Origin of the sequence: Microbispora sp. NPDC049125, assembly GCF_040802045.1 — a bacterium.
Taxonomy (GTDB): Bacteria; Actinomycetota; Actinomycetes; order Streptosporangiales; family Streptosporangiaceae; genus Microbispora.
Map to the genome: position 1 here is coordinate 39,515 of NZ_JBEZDW010000005.1, position 19,907 is coordinate 59,421.

17 protein-coding genes are annotated in these 19,907 nt (G+C 71.3%); 11 read left to right on the forward strand and 6 right to left on the reverse strand.

Going from position 1 to position 19,907, the window contains the following annotated elements:
- The first annotated feature begins 30 nt into the window (after positions 1-30).
- Positions 31-615 (forward strand): class I SAM-dependent methyltransferase, encoded by a 585-nt coding sequence (locus AB0B72_RS07740; protein ID WP_367737683.1) that lies wholly within the window; start codon positions 31-33, stop codon positions 613-615.
- A 127-nt stretch (positions 616-742) separates the two neighbouring features.
- Here the strand turns inward: AB0B72_RS07740 and AB0B72_RS07745 are convergent, their stop codons facing one another.
- Positions 743-2,359 (reverse strand): FAD-dependent oxidoreductase, encoded by a 1,617-nt coding sequence (locus AB0B72_RS07745; RefSeq protein WP_367737684.1) that lies wholly within the window; start codon positions 2,357-2,359, stop codon positions 743-745.
- Entirely contained in the window at positions 2,356-3,597 is a 1,242-nt protein-coding gene (locus AB0B72_RS07750) for an MFS transporter (protein ID WP_367737685.1), read from the reverse strand. Before AB0B72_RS07750 ends, AB0B72_RS07745 begins: the two co-directional genes overlap by 4 nt.
- A 141-nt stretch (positions 3,598-3,738) precedes the next feature.
- Here AB0B72_RS07750 and AB0B72_RS07755 point away from each other — a divergent pair, with 141 nt between their 5' ends.
- The 4 genes from AB0B72_RS07755 to AB0B72_RS07770 all read left to right on the forward strand — a co-directional run bounded on the left by AB0B72_RS07755 (position 3,739) and on the right by AB0B72_RS07770 (position 9,797).
- The gene (locus AB0B72_RS07755; protein WP_367737686.1) at positions 3,739-4,560 is read left to right on the forward strand and encodes an alpha/beta fold hydrolase; all 822 of its coding nucleotides are present in this window, start codon (positions 3,739-3,741) and stop codon (positions 4,558-4,560) included.
- 255 nt (positions 4,561-4,815) lie between these two features.
- A complete protein-coding gene (locus AB0B72_RS07760; RefSeq protein WP_367737687.1) occupies positions 4,816-8,103 on the forward strand; it encodes a BTAD domain-containing putative transcriptional regulator in 3,288 nt (1,095 codons plus the stop codon).
- Positions 8,104-8,148: 45 nt separating this feature from the next.
- Entirely contained in the window at positions 8,149-8,793 is a 645-nt protein-coding gene (locus AB0B72_RS07765; protein WP_367737689.1) for a hemerythrin domain-containing protein, read from the forward strand.
- Positions 8,793-9,797, forward strand: a complete 1,005-nt coding sequence (locus AB0B72_RS07770; protein ID WP_367737691.1) for a hypothetical protein — start codon at positions 8,793-8,795, stop codon at positions 9,795-9,797. Before AB0B72_RS07765 ends, AB0B72_RS07770 begins: the two co-directional genes overlap by 1 nt.
- 13 nt (positions 9,798-9,810) lie before the next feature.
- Here the strand turns inward: AB0B72_RS07770 and AB0B72_RS07775 are convergent, their stop codons facing one another.
- Positions 9,811-10,242, reverse strand: coding sequence for a VOC family protein (locus AB0B72_RS07775; RefSeq protein ID WP_367737693.1), 432 nt, complete (start codon positions 10,240-10,242; stop codon positions 9,811-9,813).
- Positions 10,243-10,346: 104 nt separating this feature from the next.
- Here AB0B72_RS07775 and AB0B72_RS07780 point away from each other — a divergent pair, with 104 nt between their 5' ends.
- The 3 genes from AB0B72_RS07780 to AB0B72_RS07790 all read left to right on the forward strand — a co-directional run bounded on the left by AB0B72_RS07780 (position 10,347) and on the right by AB0B72_RS07790 (position 12,507).
- Positions 10,347-11,210, forward strand: coding sequence for a helix-turn-helix transcriptional regulator (locus AB0B72_RS07780; protein WP_367737695.1), 864 nt, complete (start codon positions 10,347-10,349; stop codon positions 11,208-11,210).
- Positions 11,211-11,350: 140 nt separating this feature from the next.
- Positions 11,351-12,109 (forward strand): SDR family NAD(P)-dependent oxidoreductase, encoded by a 759-nt coding sequence (locus AB0B72_RS07785; protein ID WP_367737697.1) that lies wholly within the window; start codon positions 11,351-11,353, stop codon positions 12,107-12,109.
- 26 nt (positions 12,110-12,135) lie between these two features.
- Complete coding sequence (locus AB0B72_RS07790; protein ID WP_367737699.1) at positions 12,136-12,507, forward strand: MerR family transcriptional regulator; 372 nt, start codon at positions 12,136-12,138, stop codon at positions 12,505-12,507.
- A gap of 101 nt (positions 12,508-12,608) precedes the next feature.
- Here AB0B72_RS07790 and AB0B72_RS07795 read toward each other — a convergent pair whose 3' ends face one another.
- The 3 genes from AB0B72_RS07795 to AB0B72_RS07805 form a co-directional block, all read right to left on the reverse strand.
- Positions 12,609-13,148 (reverse strand): GNAT family N-acetyltransferase, encoded by a 540-nt coding sequence (locus AB0B72_RS07795; protein WP_367737700.1) that lies wholly within the window; start codon positions 13,146-13,148, stop codon positions 12,609-12,611.
- A 155-nt stretch (positions 13,149-13,303) separates the two neighbouring features.
- A complete protein-coding gene (locus AB0B72_RS07800; protein WP_367737701.1) occupies positions 13,304-14,530 on the reverse strand; it encodes a mannosyltransferase family protein in 1,227 nt (408 codons plus the stop codon).
- 370 nt (positions 14,531-14,900) lie between these two features.
- On the reverse strand, positions 14,901-15,863 hold the full coding sequence (locus AB0B72_RS07805; RefSeq protein WP_367737703.1) for a VOC family protein: 963 nt from the start codon (positions 15,861-15,863) through the stop codon (positions 14,901-14,903).
- Positions 15,864-15,954: 91 nt separating this feature from the next.
- On the opposite strand from AB0B72_RS07805, the gene AB0B72_RS07810 reads away from it, so the two are divergent.
- From AB0B72_RS07810 to AB0B72_RS07820, 3 genes are all read left to right on the forward strand, one after another.
- On the forward strand, positions 15,955-16,545 hold the full coding sequence (locus tag AB0B72_RS07810; protein WP_367737706.1) for a TetR family transcriptional regulator: 591 nt from the start codon (positions 15,955-15,957) through the stop codon (positions 16,543-16,545).
- Between the two features lie 293 nt (positions 16,546-16,838).
- Positions 16,839-16,970: a hypothetical protein gene (locus AB0B72_RS07815; protein WP_367737709.1), complete on the forward strand. Its 132-nt coding sequence runs from the start codon at positions 16,839-16,841 to the stop codon at positions 16,968-16,970.
- 187 nt (positions 16,971-17,157) lie between these two features.
- Positions 17,158-19,854 (forward strand): AAA family ATPase, encoded by a 2,697-nt coding sequence (locus AB0B72_RS07820; protein ID WP_367737711.1) that lies wholly within the window; start codon positions 17,158-17,160, stop codon positions 19,852-19,854.
- Positions 19,855-19,907 lie beyond the last annotated feature (53 nt).

Below are 19,907 nucleotides of genomic sequence, written 5' to 3' on the forward strand. Positions count from 1 at the left end.
TCGTTCCTTCTCAGATTCGTCCGTGATCCCATGACCGTCGGCGCGGTGGCGCCCAGTGGCCCGGCCTTGTCCGAGGTCGTCACCGCGCCGGTTCCCCGCACGGGAGCGCCGGTCGTCGTCGAGCTGGGCCCCGGCACCGGGCCGTTCACCGGGGCCATCCAGAAGCGTCTCGCCGGTCGGGGCCGGCACATCGCCGTGGAGCTCAACCCGCGCTTCTCCGACGAGCTGGCCGTCCGCTATCCGGCGGTCGACGTGGTGACGGCGAACGCGGCCGACCTGGGGGAGGTGCTGGCGGCTCGTGAGATCCACCACGCCGAGGTGGTGGTCAGCGGTCTGCCGTGGGCGGCCTTCGCGGAGAGACAGCAGCAGGATGTGCTGTCCGCGGTGGCCGGTGTGCTCCCGCCGCACGGCGTGTTCACCACTTTCGCGTACGTCCACGCCCGGTGGGCGCCGCCTGCCCGGCGGCTGCTGCGCTCTCTGCGTTCGCAGTTCGACGAGGTGGTGATCAGCCGGACCGTCTGGGCCAATGTGCCGCCGGCGCTGGTCTACGTGTGCCGCCGCCCCATCCCGCTCAGTGAGGCGCCTGCCTTGGTGGAGGCTCAGGCGGTCCAGTAGGCGTCAACCACTCCTACGTGACACCTCGGCACGCTCGCCCAGGGATTGACGTGCGGGGGCCACCGGTCCCGCACGTCAACCGAGGGGGAGTGTGAGCGACTCGGGAACTCTTCCTGACGGAGCCAGGTCAGTCGCCGGCGAGCGCCGCGTGAACCGAGGAGACCGCGCTCGCGCCCTCACCGACCGCGGTGGCCACGCGTTTGATCGATCCCGAACGCACGTCGCCCACCGCGAAGACCCGCGGCGCGCTGGTCTGGAACGGCAGCGCCGGCTGGTGATCGGTACGGATGAAGCCGCGCTCGTCCTTGGCCACGCCCGTCAGCCAGGACGACACCGGGTCGGCGCCGATGAAGCAGAACAGCGCCCGGCAGTCGAGCCGGTACCGGGCTCCGCCGGGCCGTTCGACGACGATCGACTCGAGTGCGTCCTCGCCGTCGAGGCCACGTACCGAGGCGCCGGTGTGCAGACGGATCGCGGGATGCATGCGGATCCGGTCGGCCAGGTAGGACGACATCCGGGCGCCGAGGTCGGCGCCACGGATGATCAGGTCGACCGACGCGCCGCGGACGGCAAGGGAAAGTGCGGCCTGTCCGCCCGAGTTCGCGCCGCCGATGACGGCCACCGGCCGGCCCTCGTACCCGCGCACATCCAGGTCGGTCGCCGCGTACCGGATGCAGCCCGCCTTCTCGAACGCCGCCCAGCCGGGGATGTCGAGGCGCCGGTAGTGCGCCCCGGTCGCGGCGATCACCGCGCGCGACTCGATGCGTGAGCCGTCCGCCAGCAGTAACGCCGGCCGGCGTTCATCGGACAGATCGAGACTCGTGACCGCGCACGGCGAGAAGATCCGTACGCCGAACTTGAGTGCCTGGATCATGGCGAGCCGGGTCAGGTTCTCGCCGCTGACGCCCTGCGGGAAGCCGAGGTAGTTCTCGATCCGGGCGCTCTTGGCGGCCTGACCGCCGATTCCGGAACGGTCGAGGAGCACCGTGACCAGGCCCTCGGACGCCGCGTACACGGCCGCGGCCAGTCCCGCCGGGCCACTGCCGACCACGACCAGATCAGCCGGACGTCCATCAGACCGGTAGGAGAGGCCGAGTGCGTCGGCGACCGCGCGCGGCGTCACATTCCGCAGGACCGAGCCGGAGATCACCGCGGCCGGCAGGTCGGCTTCGCCGATCCCCGCCGACCGCATCAGGGTGAGCCCGGATCCCGCTGTCGCGTCGAGCCATGCGTGCGGCAGGAGCAGTTGCGTCACGTAGGTGCGCAGGTCCAGCGCCGCCGCGTCGCCCGCCCGGCCGACGATCTCCAAGGCGTTGCCGGCCGCCGCCCGGATGGTGTCGCGACGCGCCTGGAACGCCTCGATCAGCACGTCGGCGATGTCGACCTGTTCGGCGAGGACCCGGCGCAGCATCGCCGCGCCGACCCGGATGACGGTTCCGGCGGTCACCACCCGGGCCGTCAGGTAGACGTGCTGACCGGTGAGCAGGCTCAGTTCGCCGAGGAAGTCCCCGGGACGCCCCTGGTAGACCCGGTGCTCAGGCTTGAGCGCGGTCGCCTCGCGGACGATGTCCACGGTCGCCGAGCGGAGCAGGAAGAGGTCGTAGGAGTCGTCGCCGGTCGTGTACAGCTCCTGGCCGGCCTCGGCCGGCTCCACGTCGCCGTACGAGGCGAGCCGGCGGAACTGCTCGTCGTCCAGGCGTGGGCCGCCCGGCGGGTTGCCGGTCGGTGCGGGGCCCGCGTTCATGCCGGCTCGGCCACGGGCGCCGCCTTGGTCCGTGCGATCGTCACCACGTAGAGAAGAAGGCCGGTGGCGGTGAGCACGAAGCCCGCCCACACCGTCGACAGCGTGCCCCAGCCCGCGTCGATCACGACCGCCCCGCCGATCGCGCCAAGCGAGTTCGCCAGGTTGAGGGCGGCCAGGTTCAACGCCCCCATCAGCGCCGGCGCGTCCGGGGCGAGGCCGGTGAGCCGGACCTGGATCGTCGGGATGGCGTACATCATCGTGGCGCCGACCCCGAACAGGCACGGGAACAGAACCACAAGATCAGAACCAGCCACGCCGATCAGCACGAGCAACCCCAGGACACCGCCATAGCCGTGAAGCAGGCCCCGGTCCGCATAGCGGTCCGCGACCCGCCCGCCGAGGTAGTTGCCGGCCGCCATGCCCAGGCCGAAGACGGCGAGGGCGATCGGGATGAGCGAGGCGTCGCGGCCGGCGCCGTCGGTGATGAACGGGCCGATGAACGTGTAGACCGCGAAGATGCTGGAGATGCCGAGCGCGGCCACGGTGACCATCAGCCAGACGTTGAACCGGCGCAGCGCGCCCAGCTCACCGGCGATGGAGCCGCCGCGCAGGTCGTCGGTGCGCGGCAGCCACGCGACCAAGGCGGCGCCGGCGGCCAGCCCGATGGCGACGACGGTCCAGTACATGACCCGCCAGCCGGCGTTCTGCCCGATGAGCGTGCCGAGCGGGGAACCGACGATGGTGGCGACCGTGAGGCCGCCCATGACCGTCGCGAACGCCTTGCCGCCGCGGCCCGGGCCGTACACATAGGCGGCCACGACGGCGCCGGCACCGAAGAACGCGCCCTGCACGCATCCGGTGACGAACCGGAAGACCACGAGAAGCTCGATGTTCGGCGCCAGCGCGGAAAGCCCGTTGCCGATCAGGAACAGCGAGATCAGGCCGAGCAGCAGGGTGCGCCGATTGGCCCGGGCGGCGAGCAGGGTGATCGTGGGTGAGCCGATCATCACGCCGAAGGCGTACGCCGTGATCGCATAGGTGGCTACCGGGATCGAGACGTCCAGATCGGCCGAGAAGAGCTGGATGATGCCGTTGCTCCCGAACTCCCCGGTGCCGATCGCGAAGGTCCCGAGTGCCAGCGCGAAGAGGGTCAGCTTCGGATTGCGGATCCGCGACGTGGCGGCGCGGTGCCGGTGCTCCTCGGAGGCGCACTGGCTCTCGAATGCTTGCTGATGCATGGATTCGCATCCTGCCGACATCGAGTTGACGGCTTGTTCCCGTGCCCGGAGTTCGAATTCAGTGCCTGTCCACAACGGGCTCCTAGCGTTCGCCTGGTCAGAGTGCATCGGCTCGCTGACCGATCGACGAGGGAGAAGCACATGTTGCGCACGATCAAGTCCGTGGCGTCACTCGCCACGACCGCGGCTGTCGTCGCGGGCCTGGGTATTGTCGCCATGACCAGTGCGGAGGCGCAGTCGGGCGGACATACGGGAAAGAAGCCGACGATCGTGCTGGTGCACGGCGCGTTCGCCGACAGCAGCGGCTTCAACGAGGTGACCAGGCGGCTGCTCGCCGACGGCTACCCGGTGGTCGCGGCGGCCAACCCGCTTCGAGGGCTTTCCTCCGACGCGGCGCAGGTCAAAGCATTGCTGCAGAGCGTCCAGGGGCCGATCGTGCTGGTCGGGCACTCCTACGGCGGTGCGGTGATCTCGGCGGCCGCCACCGGCAACAGCGAGGTGAAGGCCCTGGTCTACCTGGGCGCGTTCGTGCCGCAGGCGGGCGAGGCTGTGGGGCAGCTCGCCAATCAGTTCCCCGGCAGCACGGTGAACGATTCCCTGAAGCCGGTGCCGCTGCCGGATGGGCATGTCGACCTCTACATCGACCCGAAGGTGTTCCCCGCCCGGTTCGCGGGAGACGTGCCGGCCAAGGAGGCGGCGCTGTACGCGATCACCCAGCGCCCGGCGACCGACGTCGCGCTCGGCGAGCCGGCGTCCGGTCCGCAGGCGTGGGAGACGATTCCGAGTTACGACCTGATCAGCGGCGCCGACAAGATCATTCCTCCGGCGGCGCAGGAGTTCATGGCGAAGCGGGCCGGGGCCAAGGTGCAGGTGGTCAAGGGCGCGTCGCACATGCTGTTCGTGTCGCAGCCGGGCACGACGGTCGCGTTCATCGAGAAAGCGGCCCGCGAGACCGCACGCTGAGCACTCCGGCTGCGACCTGCCGGGGCCGGCTGTACGGACGGACCCCACTCCTGAGCGATACGTAAGCATGGCGAGCACCGGCGGACCTTCGGGGGAACCGCTGTTCGCGCAGGTGGTGCGCGTCGCTCCGGGGTACGGCGGCTACCAGCGCCGGACGGCTCGCGCGATCCCGCTCCGGTCGTGGTGCTGGAGCGCCGGTCGGCTCCGAAAATGTAACGCCTGGACCGGTTGAAGGGGTCTGCCTACCATTGGCCCGTGCGGCTGAACGTCCTCGGGCCCATGGAACTCGTCGTGGCCGGGCGGGCCGTACCGGCCGGACCGCCGAAGGAGCGAGCCCTCCTGGCCCTCCTCGCGATGCACGCCGACCGCGTGCTCCCCGCCGACCTCCTGGCCGACCGGCTGTGGTCCGGCAACCCGCCGGCCAGGGGGAGCATGCACGCGTACGTCTCGAATCTGCGCCGCCGGCTGGAGCCCGACCGGCGGCCGGGCGCGACCCCGACCGTCCTCGTCAGCGCCGCCGACGGGTACGGCCTTATGACCGGCGGGCTCGGCCTCGACACGAGGGACTTCGAGACGCTCGTGTCGGCCGGCTCCGGCCATCTGACCGAAGGACGGCACGAGGGGGCGGCGGCCGCCCTCGGCGAGGCGCTCGACCTGTGGCGGGGTGACCCGTACGCGGACGTGCGCTCCGAGGAGTGGGCACAGCCGGAGATCGGCCGTCTGGAGCAGGTGCGGCTGGACGCGGTGGAAGGGCTGGCCGCGGCCCTGCTGGAGCTGGGCCGTCACACGGACGTGGTGGCGCGGCTGGACCCGTTCGTCCGCGAACACCGCCTGCGAGAGCGTGCCTGGGAGCTGCTGGTGCTTGCCCATTACCGGGCGGGCCGGCAGGCGGCGGCCCTCGAATGCCTGCGCAGGGTGCGGGAGGTGCTGGCCGGGGAGCTGGGCATCGATCCCGGGCCGCGGCTGCGGGAGCTCGAAGGCGCGGTGCTGCGCCAGGACGCCACGCTGCTTCCGCCGGAGAGGCCCGCCGGGCAGCGGCCCTCGGCAGGGACGACGGCAGGGACGACGGCACGCAGGGCTCCCGAGCGCGCGGCGGACCAGCCGGTCTTCGTCGGCCGCGAGAGCGCGCTGGAGTTCCTGAACGAGGCGGCGAAGGCGTCGTCCGCCGCCGGGCAGGTCGTGCTGGTGGACGGCGAGCCGGGCGTCGGCAAGACGAGCCTGCTCAAGCGGTTCCGCGCGAACGCCGACGTGACGGTCGTCTGGGGGGCGAGTCCCGACCATGAGACCGCGCCCGCCCTGTGGCCCTGGGAACGAGTCCTGCGCGACCTCGCCGCCACGGTCCCGGAGGCCGCCCTGCCCGACGAGGTGGGCACGTTCCTGTCGGGCGGGCTGGAGGCGATCCCGGCGTCCGACGCGCAGGGGGCGCGGCTGCGGTTCTTTGAGGCGGTCGGCACGTTCCTGGCCGGCGCCGGCCCGGTGATCGTCGTGCTGGAGGACATCCACGCGGCCGACGACGCGACGCTGCGGCTGCTGGTCCACCTGGCGTCCACCGCCCGGCCGGGCCTGCTGCTGGTGGCGACCTTCCGGCGGCACGAGGCGTCGGCGCTCACCGGCACGCTGTCGGCGCTGTCGCGGCTCGGCGCGCGCAGGCTCGGGCTCGACGGGCTCGCGACCGAGGAGGTCCGCGCGCTCGTGCGGGAGTTGTCCGGCCGCGACCCGGGCAGCCGCAGGGCCGAGGAGCTGCGCGGGCGAACCGCCGGGAACCCGTTCTTCCTCACGGAGCTGGCCCGGGCCGGCGAGGAGCTGCCGCAGGGCGTGCTGGACGTCGTGCGGCACCGGGTGGCGGGCCTGGGGGAGGAGGCGGCCCGCGTGCTGGAGCTCGCCGCCGTGATGGGCGACGAGTTCGAGGCGGGCGTCCTGGCCCAGGTCGCCGGCGGCCCGGTCGGCGATCTGCTGCCGCCGCTCGACGCGGCCCTCGACGCGGGGCTGATCCGGGAGTCGTCGTACCGGCTGGGGGTGTACGAGTTCGCGCACGCCCTGGTGACCGACGCGTTGCTGTCGCGCCGGTCGCGGCTGTGGCGGGCGCGCGTGCACGAGCAGGTCGCGGGCGTCCTCACCCGCGTCCAGGGGGACCGGGACGACCGTGCGGCGGTGATCGCGCGGCACTGGCTGGCGGCGGCGGAGCTGGGCGCGGAGCCCGCCCGCATGGCGATGGACTACTCCGCCCGCGCAGCGCGGGCGGCGTTGCGGCGGCACGCGCCCGACGACGCGGCCACCTCGTGGCAGGAGGCGCTGGCGGCGGCCGAGTCGGCCGGGGCGGGCGAGGCCGAGCGGTTCGAGCTCGCCGTCGGGCTGGCGGAGAGCCGCTACGCCGCCGGGCGGTTCGACGAGGGCTACGAGGCGGTCGAGCAGGCGCTCGCCATGGCCGGCGCCGACCTGGACAAGGCCGCCAGGGCCGCCGACATCGCGATGGGACACGGCGTCTGGGTGCCCTTCCGGCCCGGCCTTGAGGTGGCCGCCCTGCGGGACTCGATGGACCGGGCCGTGCGAGAGCTGCCGCCGTCCACGACGGCCTGGGCGACGGCACAGGCCGTACGGGCCGTCGTGCTCGCCCAGACCGGTCGCGAGGACGAGGTCGGCCCGGTTTCGTCGCAGGCCGTGGCTGCGGCCGAGCGCCTGCGTGACCCCGCCCTGCTGCGGCGCGTGCTCCACCTGCGGCTGCTCGCCATGCAGGGACAGGACTTCATCGAGCAGCGCGCCGAGACCGCGCGGCGCCTGCTGGCCGAGCCTGACCTGTCGCCCCAGCTTACGGTCATCGCACAGCTCCACCTCGTCGCTCATCTCGTGGAGCACGGCAGGGTGCCGCAGGCCCGCGCGCTGCTGGCGGAGATCGACACGCTGCTGCGCGACCTGCACAATCCCGCGCTGGCGCGGCAGGCGGCGGTGGCGCACGTGGGGCTCGACCTGTTCCAGGGCGTGCCGGAGCCGGCCCGCCACTTCGAGTCCGCCACGGCGACACTGTCGTTCGCCGATCTCGCGTACTTCGAGGTGAGCATGCTCGCCATACGGGCCGAGACGCTCATCCACGAGGACCGCCTCGGCGAGGAGGCGGCAGCGATCGAGGAGCTGTTCCGGCGTACCGGCCTGGCAGGGGCCGCCTACATCCTGGCGTCCGCGCTGGTGAACCTGGGCGAGCACGAGCGCGCCCGGCGGCTCCTGCGTGAGACCCCTCTGCCGCCGCGCGACTACAACTGGGCCATGGCCACCATGTGCCGGCTGCACGCCGCGATCCGGCTCGGCGAACTGGACGTCGTGCGGGAGGTCTACGACGCGTTCCGTCCCTTCGCCGGGCTGCTGCACGTGAACGGCACGTGCACCACCGTCGACGGGGCGTACGACGGCCACATGGGGGAGGCGCTGCTGGCGCTCGGGGACCGCGACGGAGCGCGAGCCCACCTGCGGGAGGCGGTGCGCCTGCTGGAGCAGACGGGTGCCGGCTACTGGCTGGCAAGGGCCCGCCAAGCCCTCCACAAGTGCACGTAGAGGCGGGTCGCACACTCTGTTTCCGACACGTGAGGAGACAGACTGATGATCACACTAGAGCGCCTGACAGGCTTCCTGATGATGCACGCCGGCTTCCGCGCGGAGTTCGGCCGCCTGGCCGAGGCGTGCGCGCACCCGCGTGACGACGCGCACGAGGAACTGCTGGAGGAGCAGCTCGCGCTCGTGCTGGACATGCTGCACGCCCATCACTCGCACGAGGACGCCACCCTGTGGCCGACGCTCACCGGCCGCGCACCGGAGGCGGCGGACGTGCTGGCCGAGCTGGAGTCCGAGCATTCCGTGCTCGACCCGCTCATCGCGGCCGCCTCCGACCGCGGGGTGCCCCTGGCCGGGCGCGCGCCCATCCTGCGGCGGCTGCACGAGCTCGTCAACGAGCACCTCGACCACGAGGAGCGGATCGCCGTGCCGCTCATGCTCCGCCACCTCACCCTCGACGACGTCGAGGCCGACAAGCGCAAGGCGATGGACGACTTCGGCCGCCGCCGGGTCCCCGTCATCTTCGGCTGGCTCGCCTCGAGTGCGGACGCCGACCTGCTCGCGGCGTCGTACGCCGACCTGCCGATCGTGGCCCGGCTCATGTTCCGCCTGTTCTGGTGGCCGGCCTACCGGCGGCGCTTCACCCGCCTGTACGGCGCCACCGCCCCCGCAAACGCTCTCCTGGAGTCGTGATGACCACATCCGCATCGACCACGTGGCCGCAGGAGGTGGCCGAGACCTTCGACCGCGCCATGGTCTGCGAGTACGCCTCGCTCACTCGTGACGGCCGGCCCGTCACCTGGCCCGTCACGCCGTACGTCGGCGCGGGTGGCACGCTCGACGTGAGCACCGGGCTCACCTACCCCGACAAGGCCGAGCGCGCCCGGCGCGATCCGCGCGTCGCGCTGCTCTACTCCAGCGCCGAGGGCGCCGGACCGGACCGTGTTCGTCCCCCGGCGCCCGTCGTCCTCGTGCAGGGCCGGGCGACCGTACGCGACGCGGATCTGCAGGGCAACACCGACCGGTACGTCCGGGAGTGGCTCGCCAAGCCCGGCACCGGGTTCGCCGGGATGCCGTGGTTCCTGGTGAAGCGGCTGGGATGGTATTTCGCGCGCATCTGGGTGGAGGTCACCCCCGAGAGGATCGTCTGGTGGCCCGAGGGCGACCTGTCCAGGACGCCGGAGGTCTGGACGGCCCCCGGCGACGTCACGGTCCCCGCCTCCGATTCCGCCCCCACGGGTCCCCGGCTGCCGAGCCGGACGGCCCCGCCGGCGGACTGGCGGCCCTTCGCCGACCGCGCGGCCCGTCTGGGCGAGCCCGTCGTCACGATGGTCTCCGACGGCATGCCGCTGGCGGTGCGCACCCGCTCGGCCGTACGTACCGGGGCCGGCTTCGACCTGCGGCTGCCCGCGGGTGTCGAGGCGGCCGACGGGCCGGTGTGCCTGACCTTCCACCGGCACGGCCCCGCCATGGAGTGGCAGGAGAACGTGGTGCTCGTCGGGGCCGCGACGGGAGAGGGCGACCGGCTGAGCGTGCGGGTCGAGCGGGCCCTGAACGACTGGAGCCTTTCCGAAAACCGCCGTGAGCGGAACCGCTCGTTCCTCGGCCAGGGCAGGATGCTCAGGAAACGCTTGGAGACCGAGGCCGCCCGCCGTGGTCAGCCCATCCCCCGCGTGCGCCGCCCCCACGGTGGGTGAGGCGCCGGATCGATCAGTCCTGTCGACCGGCGGGCCAGGTGCCAGGCTCGGCGAGTTCGATGATGTTGCCGAGGTTGTCGGTGATGAACGCGATGCGCTGACCGATTTGTGCCACCTCCATGGGGCCGCCGATCAGCTCCACGTCGAGGTCGCGCAGATGGGAGACGGTCTCGTCGAGATCTGCGACGGCGACGCAGAAGTGGTGCAGGCGCGACGGGTCCATGCTCGTCAGGACGTCGCCGGCCGGCGCCTGACGGTTCGATGCGCCTGCGAGGAGCTCGATCTTGACATCGCCGCTGACGATATAGACGAACGTCGTGCCGTGGGAGTCGAATCGCTGGTCGACGGTGAAGCCGAGCTTGCTCGAATACCAGCCGATGGTGGCGTCGAGGTCCCCGGAAGTCACGCTGATGCCGACATGGTCGTGGGAGAAGGAGATACTCACGCGACCGAGGTTTCCCGACGGTCGAGCCCGCGACCAGAGACGGGCCGACGGTAGGAACAGGGGTACCACCCTCGACCGGATGGTCCGGAGCGAAAATCAACGGTATGACAACGGACGAGACGACCCTGGGCGCGACGTTGCGCGCTTGGCGCGACCGTAGCTCTCCGGCAGCGGCAGGGCTGCCGAGTAGGCGCACGCGCCGGGCGAAGGGACTGCGTCGAGAGGAGCTCGCAGAACTCGCCGGCATCTCGGTCGACTACGTCGTGCGTCTGGAGCAGGGGCGATCCACCACCCCATCGGCGCAGGTGGTGGCCGCGCTCGCACGCGCCCTGCGGCTCACGGAGTCCGAACGAGATCATCTCTATCGGCTGGCCGGGCTTGTCCCTCCGTCCCACGCGGAGATCTCCGACGACATCCCGCCAGGTCTTCGCCGCCTCCTCAACCGGCTGGATGACGCCGCCGCCGCGGTCTTCGCCGCGGACTGGCAGATGATCTGGTGGAACCGCGGCTGGGCGGCGCTCCTGGGCGACCCGTCGTCGACGCCGCCGCGGCTTCGCAACTTCGCTCGCGACACCTTCCCGATCGACGGCGAGGGCCCACGCCTGTCGCACTGGCCTGTGACCTCGCTCGCTCAGGACACGGTCGAGTCCGCCGTCGTGTCCGACCTGCGCCGTGCGACGGGACGCTTCCCGGACAGCGACCGCCTGACCAGCCTGATCCAGTCACTCACCACGGGCAGCGAACGCTTCGCCGAGCTGTGGGCCTCCGGCGCGGTCGGTACGCATCGCGAGGACCACAAGATCGTCCAACACCCCGCGGTCGGCCCGATCGCGGCAGACTGCGACGTGATCAACGACGGCGACGCGGAACGGAAGATAGTCGTCCTGACAGCGGCCCCGGACACCGAAGACGAAACCAAGCTCCGACTGGCGCTCCTGTCAGGGATCCCCGACCCTGCTCGTGGCTGAGGCACAGCACAACGAGGTCACCATGCTTGGGCGGCAGCCGGAGTCCGCCTCACACGCCAAGGTCCGGACGCTGCCACCCGGTAAGGCTGACCATGGCTGCTTGACCTTGCCGCAGGCGGCAGGGTTGCACGATGACCGGCATGAACAGCACCGCATCGCAGAGCAGCAGGGTGGTCGCCGTCACCGGAGCGGGCACAGGGATCGGCCGGGCCACCGCCCGCGCCTTCGCGGCCGAGGGCGCCCACGTGGTCGCGATCGGGCGGCGGGCCGAGCCGCTCAAGGAGACCGCTGCCGGGCACGACCGGATCACGCCGCTGGCCGCCGACATCACCGCCGAGGGCGAGCCCGATCTGATCGTCCAGGCCGTGCTCAAGACACACGGCCGGCTGGACGTGCTGGTCAACAACGCCGGCATAGTGCGCGGCGGCCCCCTCGGCACGCTGACGCCGGAGATGATCGCGGTTCAGCTCGCCACCAACCTCGTCGCCCCTATCCTGCTGGCCCAGGCCGCGCTGTCGTACCTGGAGACGTCGGGCGGGGTGATCGTCAATGTCAGTACGTCGGTGGGACAGCGGGGCTGGCCCGGCAGCTCGGTCTATGCGGCGACCAAGACCGCCCTGGAGCTGCTGACCCGCAGTTGGGCGGTCGAGTTGGCACCCCGCGGGATCCGGGTGGCGGCCGTCGCCCCCGGCGCGATCGACACCCCCATCGGTGAGCACCAGGGCCTGACGCCGGAGCGGATGGCCGCGGTGCGCGAGTGGCAGCTGGCGCACACCCCGCTGGGCCGGATCGGTCGCCCCGAGGAGGTGGCCTGGGCGATCACCCAGCTTGCCGCACCGGCCGCATCGTTCGTCACCGGAGTGGTGCTCCCGGTCGACGGCGGGGCAGTCGTGGCGTGATAGGAGTGGCCCGGGAGGTGGGACGGGTGCGGATCGGTGAGCTGGCCAGGGCGACCGGGACGACCGCTCGTGCGCTGCGGCACTACGAGGAGGCCGGGCTGATCTCCTCGGAGCGGGCCCCCAACGGCTACCGCGTCTACGACGAGCGGGCCGTCGTGCGGGTTCGTAACATCCGCTGCCTGCTGGCCGCCGGGCTCACCCTTGACGACGTGCGCGTGTTCCTGCCGTGCCTGGACGGCGATGTGGCTGCCGCACCCCCCTCGGACAAGGGTCTGCGGGTCGCGCTGGAACGGCTGGCGGTCCTCGACGAACGGATCGCCGCCCAGACCGAGGCCCGCGACCGGCTGGAAGCCGCACTCCGGGAGAAGATTGGCGATCGAATCCGCCCGGTGGCCTGACCGGTTGTCTGCCTGCCGAGGGCGGGGAACCGGCAGAGCAAGGCGAGACGGGCTCGGTCGGACACCCTGCCCCGGGGGCCTGGTCGGGGCTTCGGGGTTGTTCAGCGTGTCGGCTGGGTCGGATGCGGAGGCGTCGGCCGTATGTCGGTCATCTCCGCGGTGATCGCCCACCGCTCGTGGTCTCGCCAGGCGCCGTCGATGAACAGGAGGTCGGGTGAGTAGCCCTCCTGTCTGAAGCCGCACCGTTGGACGAGCTTGATGGATGCCTTGTTGCCGGGCTGGATCTGGGCTTCCAGGCGGTGGAGCCGCAGGTCTTCGAAGGCGTATCTCAGCACCAGTTCAAGGCCTTCGGACATGTAGCCCCGGCCGGCGGTGGGGGCGAAGGCCGCGTAGGAGAGGGATCCGCTCTGGAAGCGCCCGCGGATGATGCTGTTGATGTTGACCATGCCGGCGACGGCTCCGGTGTCACGCACGCAGACCAGCAGGCACTCCTCGGTGGGCTGGTCGTATCGGGCGATGAGAGCCTGGAACTCCTCGGCCGTGGTGGGCAGAGACATCCACGGATGGTGCAGGTCGACGCTGGCACGGACCAGTTCGAGGAACTCGTCCTGGTCGTGGCCGGTGATCGGACGCAAGATCACGCGGGAGGAACCTCCCCGCCGGCCACTTGGGAACGTCTCGATCGCCGCCTGTTCGGTTCCTTCGACTCCGTCGTTCTGAATCACGGGTGGAACGGTATCGTGGCTCGTGGCCTGGTCGATCGAGACCCGGGTCCGCCGATGAACGCCGGGCGGCGTCACCCCGTCCAGGAGCTGTTCATGAAGGAGATGACCATCGGCACCATGAGCGGCCCTATCACGGTGGCGTAGAGAATGATCACCCATCTGTGCCGGGCGCCCGTGCGGCCGATGAGCACCCACAGCGGCCACCACAGCAGCGCTCCCCGAGGCATCGACATGTAGAACGTCGACGTGGTCAGCACGGCCACCTGCAGACCGACGTAGACGAACTCGGCCCAGCGGCGGGTGACCAGGAGCCAGACGAGCAGGAGAAGCCCCACGATCGCCACCGCGAGTTCCAGGCGGAACAACGGCCCGTACGTGGCGTCGCCGGTCATGTCCCAGGTCGAGCGGAACGACTCCCAGGGCCAGACCATCCTCCGGCCCCAGCCGGCCTCCTGGGCGTGGATCCAGGCCAGCCAGCCACCCGTACGGGAGTGCTGGTAGGCGGAGTAGGCGAGGATCGGCGCGAACGGCAGCAGCAGCCAGGGCGCGTCCCGCCAGCCGGTCCACCCGTCCCTGCGGATCCTGCTGACGACGAACTCCGTCACCAGCGCCGCGGCCAGAAACAGGCCGGTCACCCGTACGCAGGACGCCCCGGCGGCCAGGGCGCAGGCCACCGGCCAGTCGCGGCGCCGTACGGCCAGCCAGGCGGGCAGCGCGAAGGCGAGGAAGAGCGCCTCGGAGTAACCGGCGAACAGGAAGACGGCGGGCGGGCACAGCAGCAGGGCCAGGACCGCCCATCGCCCGGCGCCGACGGGCCTGTCCAGGTCGGCGAGCTTGGCCAGCGCCACCATCGCCACCGCGCCGGCCACGAACGAGATGATCAGTCCGGCCAGGGTCCAGTTCTGGACCACCGCGTGGACCAGGCGCAGCGCCAGCGGCAGGCCGGGGAAGAAGGCCGGCAGCCCGGGGTCGGGAGGCTGGCTCGGATCGCCGTCGTAGCCGAATTCCGCGATCTTCCGGAACAGGTCGGCGTCCCAGTAGTGCCACCGCTCCAGCAGCGGGGCCCGGTTGGTACCGGAGACGGTCAGAACCCCGTAGACCGCCACGAGGAGAATTCCGGCCCTGGTGCCCACCCACAGCAGCAGCGTGTCCCGGACGGTCGCGTTCCGCTCCGTCGCGTCGGCGGAGGCGTCCTCCGGGGGAGGACTCTCGTCGCTGTGCCCGGTCTCTTCCGGGTCCGTCCCGGGTCGCTCCCCGCGCTCCGGGTCGCGGCCGGTCTCCTGGACAGAAGACGTCACGTGCCGCCCCTCCACTCGCCCCTGCCGGCACCGCCGTGCGCACGCGGTGGCCGTACGTCCTTCCGGCTCAGGCGGAGACTGCCGCCGGACCGGTCTTGCTCCGCGCGGCCGCGGGCGCGCCGGGGGTCCTGCCGCACCGGGGGCCGTACGGGCGAGCGCGGACACGCCCATGATCGGAGATGATGTCAAGGTCCTGAGGCCGGGCGCCAGTCCAAATCCGCGCGAAAGCCACTTTCGGCGCCCGCCGCGTCCGGCGGCCACCGCTGACGTCGGCGTTCGCTCCGTCGCCGTACGGACCGGCCGGCGCCCGGCCTGAAAATTCCATCGCCGGAGATCACGGGAACCACTCGGCTTGCGTTCGGACGTCGCCTCAGTCGTCCTGGCGAAAGATGATCGCGACGCCCAGGGCGGCGTCGGCAGGCACGAACATCTCTCCGGTGCCGGTGTGGGTGACCGGGATGTCGTTGTCGCGCAGGAGTCGCGCGGTGGCGGCGGTGTCGCGTACGGACACCGTGTAGGCGACGAACGCCGGCAGGGCCGCCGGGCGTTCACCTGGCAGCAGGCCGGCGAGCGCCGATGCGGCCACGATGGTGATGTCCGCCCGGTCGAAACGCGTCACCTGGCCGTCCCGTTTCTGGCCGAAGTAGGTGCCGTAGCGGTGCTCAAGCTCGGGCAACGCCGAGTCGGCGACGCACAGCACGCATTCGACCAGTCCGGTGGCGCCGTTGGGATGGTCGGTGTGCCGGTCGTCCTCCAGCGCGTCGGCCGGAGTGTTCTCGGCGAATCCGATCCTGCCTTCCGGCACCCGCCCGGCAGGCAGATGGGGATGGGAGATCTCCAGGTAGCGGGCGGGCTCCATCTTGGTCCCGGTGCTGGTCTCGACGGGTCGCTGGATGGCGTGCACGCCGCCGTGGCCGACGTCGGCGGCGGTCAGCCGTGCGGCGACGCCGTCGATGTCCGGCGTATCGGCGATCACGATGTGAAGGCCCTGGAAACGCTGGAGCAGGGACGTGATGGTGGCGGCGGTGGCGCGAATGGCCGCTGTCAGCCCCGGCAGCTTGCCGTCGGGCACCCGCAACGGGATGGGGCGGGCTTCGCCGGGCATGCGGCCGGTGTCCCCGATGACGGCTACCAGCTCGATGAAGTTGCGAGGGAAGTGCACATGTGTGTTGGCCACGCCGAACGGTTCGGGGGGACCTCCCGTGACACGCGGGAGGACGGGATAGGCGGGTGCCGGCATGGTGAAGCCGAGCCGGCGGTACCGCTCCATCGCCTGGCTCATGTCTCGCACGATGTGCCCGACGTGATGCAGGCCGTTGATGTCGTCGCCCATGACGGGCCACCTCCGTACACCAGGGTGGAAGCTGAGAGCTGACTCTCTTATGAAAGTAAACTATCATTTGTGTGCGCGATAAAATTTGTGCATGAGCGGCAGCGGGCTACGCGAACGCAAGAAGGCCAAGACCCGGGAGGCGATCCTGCGCGAGGCGTTCAGGCTCTTCCGTGAGCGCGGCTACAACGCCACCACCGTCGAGCAGATCGCCGCGGCCGCCGAGATCTCTCCCGCGACCTTCTTCCGCTACTTCCCGACGAAGGAGCACCTGGTCGCGCTCGATCGCTTTCCGCCTCTGGTCGAGGCCCTGGCCGATCAGCCGCCGGGTCCACCGGTCGCCGTGCTGCGGGGCGCGTTCCGTACGGCGTTCGCCGCCCTGTCCGCCGAAGAGATCGCCGCGGGGCACGCGCGAGAGGTGTTCGCGGCCACCGTGCCCGAACTGCTGGTGGCCAACCTGCGCAAGACTCCGGGCGTGATCCGCGAGGTCGGCGAAATCGTGGCGGACAAGGCGGGACGTGCCGCGGACGACCCCCGGATACGCAACGCCATCGGTGCTGTCGTCGGGGTCGTCGCCATGGTCTGGCTCCAATGGGCACAAGATCCCGACATGGACGGGCCCGCCGAGATCGACACGGCGCTTGCGCACCTGGAGTCCGGCCTGGGGCTATCCCGCCGTCCCTGAGCAGGACGTCGCGGCCGAATCGGCGCCCGCCAGTGGGTGATCCGGCCAGGACTCTCCCAGGCCATGATCGAGTAATGCGTTGCCGGGTACTGCTCAGACCGACACCACGACCATCCCGGCGTACTCGCCGCGCAGCAGGGACAGCAGGGACAGCAGGGCGCCCGGTGTCGCCTCCAGCCCGGGTATGAGCACCTGCGGCACCTTGATGCGCCCGGCGCGTACCCAGCCACCGAACCGCCCTGGTCAGACGCGGCCAGCAGGAGGGCCTGCTGCGCAACGATCTGCCACCCGAGTTGCTCCCGCAAGCCATCACCGGCACCCTGCACGTCGTCACCAGATTCGCCCGTGCCCTGCGCGCCGATCCCGCCACCATCGGCCCCCAGGTCGCTGATCTGCTACTCGACGGCTTCGCGGCACACACGTAGCCCGCCTGACGAGCGGGGTCAGGCCCGTGCGGCAGACAGTGGCCGGGCAGAACCGGCCGACGCGGCACAAGGGCTCGGCCGGCACGACGATCAGCGGGAAGTACAGCGTCGTGCGTGAGCCGATGGCGCCGGGGCTGACATCATCTGCGCATAAGCCCGGCGAGGTTCAGGACGCTACTGTGCCGTCATGCTGATAGGACGCCGCCTTGAGCGCGACCGTTTGGAGGTGCTGCTTGCGGAGGCCCGCCAAGGGCGGAGCGGGGCATTGGTCGTGCGGGGTGAGGCGGGGATCGGCAAGTCGGCCCTTCTCGACGATCTGGCGTCGGTCGCGGACGGGATGGAGGTGTTACGGGGGGCCGGCATCGAGACCGAGGCCGAGCTGGCGTTCAGTGGGCTGCATTTGCTCTTGCATCCGTTCGTGGACCGGCTGGACGTGCTGCCGGGCCAGCAGGCGGCCGCCATGCGGTCGGTGTTCGGTCTGGCCGAGGTTCCGGTACGCGACCCGTTCCTCGTCGGCGCCGCTACGCTGACGCTGCTGTCGGATCTTGCCACGCGGCGGCCGCTGGTGTGCCTGATCGACGATGCTCAATGGCTGGACCAGACGTCCTCGGACGCGTTGCTGTTCGCAGCGCGCAGGCTTCATGAAGATCCGATCGTGATGGTATTCGCGGTACGGGACACCGCACGACCGTTCCCCACGCCGGGGATCGAGGTCATGCGGCTGGACGGACTGGACCGCGCCTCCGCCGTGGAACTGCTGGCGGAATGCGCACCCGAGCTGACTGTTCCGGTGCGCGACAGGCTCCTGGACGAGGCGGGCGGCAACCCGCTGGGTCTGATTGAGCTCTCCCGCGTGTCGAGGGACGGCCTGGTCACGCCGGTCGGTCCGCTGAGGATCGCCGGACGCGTGCAGGACGCGTTCCGGGCCCAGCTGGAAGAGCTGCCCGTGGCCACCCGCCTGCTCCTTGTGCTGGCGGCGGCCGACGGCACCTGCGAACTCGATGTGGTTCTGCGGGCAGGCGTCGCCCTCGGTGTGTCATCGGTCGATCTCGGTCCGGCTGAGGAGGCCCGTCTCGTCGTCACGTCGACCGACGAGATCAGGTTCCGGCATCCGCTGATCCGCTCGGCCGTGTATCAGAGTGCTCCTCATCATCAGCGCATCGCCGTTCACGAGGCCCTGGCTGGTGCGCTGTCGCTCGTGGCGGACTCCGACCGCCGCACGTGGCATCGGGCCGCTGCCGCCACCGGCCCGGACGATGAAGTCGCCGGCGAGTTGGAACACACCGCCGAGCGGGCCCGATATCGCGGCGGGGCGGCGGCGGTCGCCTTGGCGTACGAGCGCGCCGCGCGGCTCAGCACCGGCCAGGAGGACAAGGCGCAGCGCATGGTCCGCGCGGCCCGCTCGGCCTACGACGCCGGCCGTCCAGAATGGGCGACACGGCTGGCGACCGAGGCCGCCGCGCTGACCGGCAGGGCCGTCGTCGCCGCCGAGGCCACCTATGTACGTGCGCAAGTGGCCTACGAAAGCATCTCACCAGCCGCCGACGCAGCCCTCGCATTGGAGGGCGCCATGCTGATCACCGGCAGCCATCCGGAGCGGGCGGTTTCCATGCTGACCGAGGCCGTGTGGGCAGCTCGTGACGCATGCGCCCACGATCTCGTCAAAGAAGCCGTCGCCCAGCTGGAGACCGTCCGGCTGCCCTCGGGCGCGGCGCTGACGCCCGTGGTGGCGGCACTGATCGGGTACGGCAGGCACGCCGACGGCGATTTCGGCGCGGGGGTCGTCCCCATGCGCGGGCTGGTCGAGGCCGTCCGGAACGGAACCGTCCAGGACTTCGTTGCGCGGGTGATCGCCGGATTCATGGGGCTGCTGACCGCCGACGACGTGGCGGCGACGGACGTGCTGGAGTCGCTGGCGGCGGACGTCAGAGCGGACGGGTCGCTCGGCTGGCTTCCGTACGTACTGGAGCCGCTGGCCATCGGCCGGCTGCTGCGGGGGGACTTCCGCGGCGCTCAGGCCGATCTCGCTCAAGGCGTCTCACTGGCGTCCGACATCGGCATGGACATGCAGGTGACCGTACTGAAGGCCATCATGGTCTGGCTGGCCGCCGTCATCGGCGACGCCGCCGAGTGCCGTGCGCTGGCCGCCGAGGTGCGTGAACACGCCGCCCTGCACCCCACCAACGCGGCCCTCGCCTCGTGGGGCGTGGGCCTGCTCGATCTCGCCGAGGGACGTTCCGAGCAGGCGCTCGACTGGTTCGAGGAAGCATGTGGGGGCCCTGCCCGGAACGATCTGCTCATCAGGGCCGTACCGGACCACGTCGAAGCCGCCATCCGTACCGGACGCGCCGACCTGGCCCGGCGACACCTGCCGGCGTTGGCGGCGTGGGCCCGCCACAATGACGTCGGTAAGGCTCTGGAGTTACGCTGCCAGGCTCTGCTCACCGACGGTGAACAGGCCGAACGTCACTACCGCGCTGCGATGCGGCTCATCCCCGACCGGCCGTACGACCTCGCGCGGACCAGGCTCGCCTACGGAGGATGGCTGCGCCGCCGGCGCCGCCGCTCAGAGGCCCGCGCCGCTCTGACGCAAGCAGAAGACACCTTCGCCAGGCTCGGGGCGGCGCGATGGGCCGAGCGTGCCCGCACCGAACTGACGGTCCTCGGCGACAGACCCGTGCCCCACGCTCAGGCCGACGACCCACTCCAGCGGCTGACCCCACAGGAACTCCAGGTTGTGCGACTGGCCGCGGCCGGATACAGCAACAGGGAGATCGCGGCGCGCCTGTACGTCAGCCCGCGCACCGTGGGACACCACCTCTATCGGGCCTATCCGAAGATCGGCGTGACCCGCAGGATGGAGCTCGCCAAGCTCCAGCTGTGAGCCGTATCAGTCGACCTACTTACTCGTCACCACGCCGGCACCCGCCGCGGACC